Below are 5,256 nucleotides of genomic sequence, written 5' to 3'. Positions count from 1 at the left end.
AGGTATCTCACTCTTAATTGAGTTAAGACCCCTAGAAGATGACTAGGTAGATAGGCCGAAGGTAGAAGTGTGGCAACACATTAAGCTGATCGGTACTAATAGGTCGAGGACTTATCTCATCTCCATTCTGTATGCATCTTTAAAGGTATAATTGATATATCTAAAAAATATACATTGCTATTTCTTAACGATTTTAAAAACTAAATTGCGGGGAAGGAATAAACTCGCTCAATTCTTTCGCTCAAACACAATTCCTTCTAATCCCTTATTTACTTTTTAAAATCTAAAATTACAAAACATATTTTTTAGATATATCAATTATTACTGAAAATCATAAAACAGTAAACAAAAAAGATTTTAATGTTGTACTTAATAGTTTTATTACAATAAAAAACCGGTAATGAAATTATTAAGTATAACGAACTTTAACAATTTTAGTTTTTAGATATCGAATAAAAGTAAAAGCAATAATTATATTTGAATTTTATACTTTAGGATATTTAATTATTGCGCTTTTAGGAAATAGCTAAAAACGTTAAAAAATTGTTATTGTGAGGAATACTTAAAATTTCATATCTTTCTGGTGGCAAAAGCGGAGGGGCAACACCTGTTCCCATCTCGAACACAGAAGTTAAGTCCTCCAGCGTCTATGGTACTGCAAGGGCGACCTTGTGGGAGAGTAGATCGCTGCCAGAATTTATTTTTTTATACACACCCATTTTGGGTGTTTTTTTATTTTAATTAAAGGAATTAATTTAAATAAATAGAAATTATATAATATAAGGATCTAAATTAATTGAACAAAAAAATATTTTTAAAATTTTCAGTATATTAAAAAAATAAAGAGAGGTGAGTTAATGAAGACTTTTAATGATTTTTTGTTAAAGGAAGAAGAAATTTCTGAAATTGTAATTGGTAATACAGCTCTTGTTAGAGGAATGATTGAAGCTCAAACAAGAGTAATAACTTCTTATCCAGGTTCCCCAATGCCTGAAGTGGCAGAAGCTATAAGAGGAATACCAAAAGAAGAAAGACCATTTTATTTTGAATTTTCTACTAACGAAAAGGTAGCTACAGAAATAGCTTTTGGTGCTTCAATTAATGGACATTTATCTACAGTATTTTTTAAGAGTGTTGGTCTTAATGTAGCAGCAGATAGTTTTGTTCAACTTTCACTTATGGATTTAAAAGGTGGGATGGTTGTAGTAATTGGTGATGATCCTGGAGCAAATTCATCACAAAATGAACAGGATAATAGACATTATGCACATTTATCCTATATTCCGGTTTTTGAAGCATCAACCCCTCAGGAAGTTTATGAAATGTATAAAAAAGCAGCTGAAGTTTCTAAAGAAAAACATATGCCAGTTATTTTAAGATTAAGTACTCATGTCTGTCATGCTAAAGAAAAAGTTGATTTTTCTTCCTGGCAAAAAACTGAATTTGATAAAAAACCACGTTTTTCAAGTAAAGATGAAAACTATGTACCAATAACTTCTACAGTATTTCCTATGAAAAGAAGAGCTTTAAAGAAACTTGATGAATTTAGGGATTATGCAGACCATTCAAATTTTAATAAGATAATAAATAATGACTCTGAGATAGGCATTATTAGTATGGGGGTCCCATATTTATCTTTAAGAGATGTATTAGAAGAAGTAGATGATAAACCTGATATTTTAAAATTGGGAATTATTTATCCATTACCTCGAAAAACAATAATTGAATTTTTAAAAAATCATAAAGAAGTTAAAATTCTTGAAGAATTGGATAATGTTATTGAAAAAGAATTAAAAGTTATAGCCTTTGAAGAAAATATTGATGTTAAAATAATAGGAAAAAATGATATAGAAGACTGGATTAATGAATATACCCCAGATAAAGTTTATAAAGTATTAGAAAAGACCTGGAGTGATTTATTAGAAAAAAGAAATCTGGAAAAATATACTTCAAGTTTAGAAAACAGACCTGCTCAGTTGTGTCCTGGTTGCGGTCATCGTTCTGCTTTTTATGCAATAAAACAAGCCCTATCTGAGGATGATATTACTGTAGCAGATATTGGATGTCATACATTGGGATATTTACCACCATATAATATGGGAGAAGCTCTTTTATCTATGGGACATTCAACTTCTACTGGAACTGGATTATCTTTATTTAATGATAGTCGAAAAGTTGTTTCCTTTTTAGGAGATTCAACAATGTTTCATGCTGGATTACCTGGTATAGCTAATGCAGTTTTCAATGACCATAATTTAACTTTAGTAATAATGGAAAATGGAACTACAGCAATGACCGGCCATCAAAATCATCCAGGTAGTGGACAAAACTTTAATAATGAAGGTAATAAAATAGAAATTATGGAAACATTAAAGGGATTGGGTGTTAAAAACATCTATAAAGTTGATACTTATGCCCAGGCTAAACTTAAAGAAAAAATGAAAGAAGCCTTAAATGATGAAGGATTCAGTGTAGTAATTGCTTCTCATCCCTGTATGTTAAAATTCACAAGAGAAGCAAGAAGATCAGGAACATATAAAGATAATAAGGCAATAATAGATCAGGATGAATGTAAAAATATTCATGAATGTGTAAGTGAATTTGCCTGTCCTTCTTTTCAAAAAAATGAAGATGGGACAATTTGGGTTCATGATGATCTTTGTATAGGAGATGGTTCCTGTTTTCAGACCTGTCCTGTCTCAGCTATAAAAATGGACAAGTCTAAAGGAGGTAATAAATAATGGAAAAAATGAATATATATATGATTGGTGTTGGTGGTCAGGGTATTGGATTATTAAGTGAAACTTTAATTAGAGCTGCTGATTATGCTGGCCTTCATGTTAGAGGAGTTGATACACATGGTCTTGCTCAAAGAGGAGGTACAGTACAATCTCATTTAAGAATTGGTAAAAGAATATATTCATCTTTAATTCAAAAAGGAAAGGCAGATATCGTTATTGCTTTAGAGAGAAATGAGGCTTTAAGGGGTCTGGAAACTTATCTAAAAAGATCGGGAAAGTTAGTTTATTATGATACTTCATGGCAGCCTCTTGATGTAAGGTTAGGAGAAGGAAAAGAAGTTAAAAATAGTGATATAAAAGAAAAATCGAAAAACAAAGATATTGAAAATATAAGGGTATTTAAAGAAGATCTTGAAGATGCAAGAATGCAAAATGTAGTAATTTTGGGTGAAATAGCCAGAAAAAAATTAATTCCTGATATTGAAGTAAATGATTATAAAAATGCATTAAAAGATTTATTAAAAGGAGAGGTACTAAACAAAAATTTAGATATTTTTAGTGAAATAATTGCTTAAAAATAATACCTCCATCTAATTAAGGTGGAGGTATTATTTGTCATTTTTTTCTTGACAAAGTTCAAAATTATGCTATAATAATATATAGTCAGTTTATAAAATTTTAAGTTATAATTGTGTTCCCCGATAGCTCAGCTGGCAGAGCGAGTGGCTGTTAACCACTTTGTCGCAGGTTCGAGTCCTGCTCGGGGAGCCATTTTTTTATTTACTAAAATAATTTAAGGAGAGTGGATTTATTTATGTTAAAAAAAACGATTATATTTGCAGCAATAGTAGCACTTTTATTTACAACCCCAATTATGGCAACCGAAGAAACATCATCAAATGAAAGTGAAGCAGATTTAGCAGCTATAGTTAATGGAGAAAAAATAACTATTAGTGAACTTGATCAGTATGCTAATATGCAACAATTAATTATGAGTTTATATCAAAGTAATCAACAATTTACTCAGCTATTATTACAAACTGAAGCCGGTCAGGATCTTTTAAATGAATATAGAAAAACAAAACTTGATGGAATGATAACCATGGAACTCTTGAAAATGGAAGCTGATAAGAGAAATATAGAATTAAGTGAAGAAGAAAAAGATGAAATGTTTAACCAACAATTAACTTCAATAAAACAAAACAATAATTTAACTGATGAACAATTAATATCTTCTTTAAATGAACAGGGAATTAGTTCTCTTGAAGAATATAAAGGTATGTTTTTAGAAAATAACAAAGAAAATCTACTAATAAATAAATTAATGCAGGAAGTTACTAATGAAGTAAACATTTCCGATGAAGAAGCTAGAGAATATTATAATAATAATAAAAACCAATATGAATATGGAGAACAGGTAAATGCAAGTCATATATTATTAAAAGATGAAGAAAAAGTAGATGAAGTTATGAATAAAATAGATAATGGTCAAAATTTTGCTGATCTTGCTGAAGAGTATTCTCAAGGACCAACTGCTAAAGATGGAGGTAAACTAGGATTTTTTAGTAAAGGAGAAATGGTACCTGCCTTTGAAGAAAAAGCTTTTGAGTTAGAAGTTGGAGAAGTATCCAGTGAGGCTGTGGAAACAGATTATGGATATCATATAATCAAAGTAACAGATAAAAAAGAAGCTGGAGTAGCTAATTTTGAAGAAGTAAAAAGTAATATTAAAGAGAATCTTTCTAATCAGCAGAGACAAAAAGCCTGGGATGATTTTGTTAGTCAACTTAGGGAAGAAGCAGAAATTGAAAAAAAATTAGATTAAAAACATAAAAAAGCATGAAAAAACCTCCTGAATTAATTTTCAGGAGGTTTTTTGCTTTATTATTATTTTAATATTATGCAAATGATTTAATTAACATAAAATTGCTGTTGTGATAGTATAAAGAATCATGGCAATACCTGCTGCTACACTGGCCTGGGGTATTTGAGTGTAAACATGATCCATTAAATCAGTACCGGTTGCAACTGAGGACATGACGGTAGTGTCTGAAATTGGAGAGACCTGGTCTCCATAAATTGAACCTCCAGTTACGGCTGCAAAGCAGATTATAATAAATGTAGGATCTGGATTTATTGAATAGGCTAAGGGCATTGCTATTGGGAAAATAACAGCATAAGTTCCCCAGGAACTACCTACTGCAAATGCAGTTACCATACAAATCAACATAAAGATTGCAGGTAAAAGAACTGGAATTATGATAGATTCAGTGGCACTAATTATAAAAGCAGCTGTACCTAGACCTTCTGAAACATTTCCTAGAGTTACTGCTAAACCAAGAATAATAGCACCTATTGTTACTCCTTTACATCCATCAACAAAAGCATCAATTACATTTTCTAAACTCATACCTTTAAATAAAGCTACCAGAATTGCTGAGATTACAGCAAACATAAAGGCTTGAGGTATATATAATTTTCCGACTATAAATTTAGGAATAACTCCAATTCCTAA

At 30.4% G+C, this 5,256-nt stretch carries 4 protein-coding genes, 1 tRNA gene and 2 rRNA genes; 6 read left to right on the top strand and 1 reads right to left on the bottom strand.

The annotated features are described in order from the left end of the window. From VJ881_05515 to VJ881_05490, 6 genes are all read left to right on the top strand, one after another. Positions 1–119, top strand: a 23S ribosomal RNA gene (locus VJ881_05515); the annotation flags it as partial. A gap of 460 nt (positions 120–579) precedes the next feature. Then, positions 580–696 (top strand): 5S ribosomal RNA (gene rrf / locus VJ881_05510). A 161-nt stretch (positions 697–857) separates the two neighbouring features. Next, positions 858–2,741 (top strand): thiamine pyrophosphate-dependent enzyme, encoded by a 1,884-nt coding sequence (locus VJ881_05505; GenBank protein ID HKL75506.1) that lies wholly within the window; start codon positions 858–860, stop codon positions 2,739–2,741. Beyond that, positions 2,741–3,316: a 2-oxoacid:acceptor oxidoreductase family protein gene (locus VJ881_05500; protein ID HKL75505.1), complete on the top strand. Its 576-nt coding sequence runs from the start codon at positions 2,741–2,743 to the stop codon at positions 3,314–3,316. Before VJ881_05505 ends, VJ881_05500 begins: the two co-directional genes overlap by 1 nt. Positions 3,317–3,436: 120 nt before the next feature. Continuing rightward, positions 3,437–3,512 (top strand) — tRNA-Asn (locus tag VJ881_05495). A gap of 43 nt (positions 3,513–3,555) precedes the next feature. Then, positions 3,556–4,566 (top strand): peptidylprolyl isomerase, encoded by a 1,011-nt coding sequence (locus VJ881_05490; protein HKL75504.1) that lies wholly within the window; start codon positions 3,556–3,558, stop codon positions 4,564–4,566. A 90-nt stretch (positions 4,567–4,656) separates the two neighbouring features. Here VJ881_05490 and VJ881_05485 read toward each other — a convergent pair. Beyond that, on the bottom strand, positions 4,657–5,256 hold a 600-nt coding region (locus VJ881_05485; GenBank protein HKL75503.1), incomplete at its 5' end, for a Na+/H+ antiporter NhaC family protein.

The sequence above is a fragment of the Halanaerobiales bacterium genome, assembly GCA_035270125.1.
GTDB lineage: Bacteria > Bacillota > Halanaerobiia > Halanaerobiales > DATFIM01 > DATFIM01.
The sequence above is the reverse complement of the archived record's forward strand: the minus strand, read 5'-3'. Positions and strand labels throughout refer to the sequence as shown.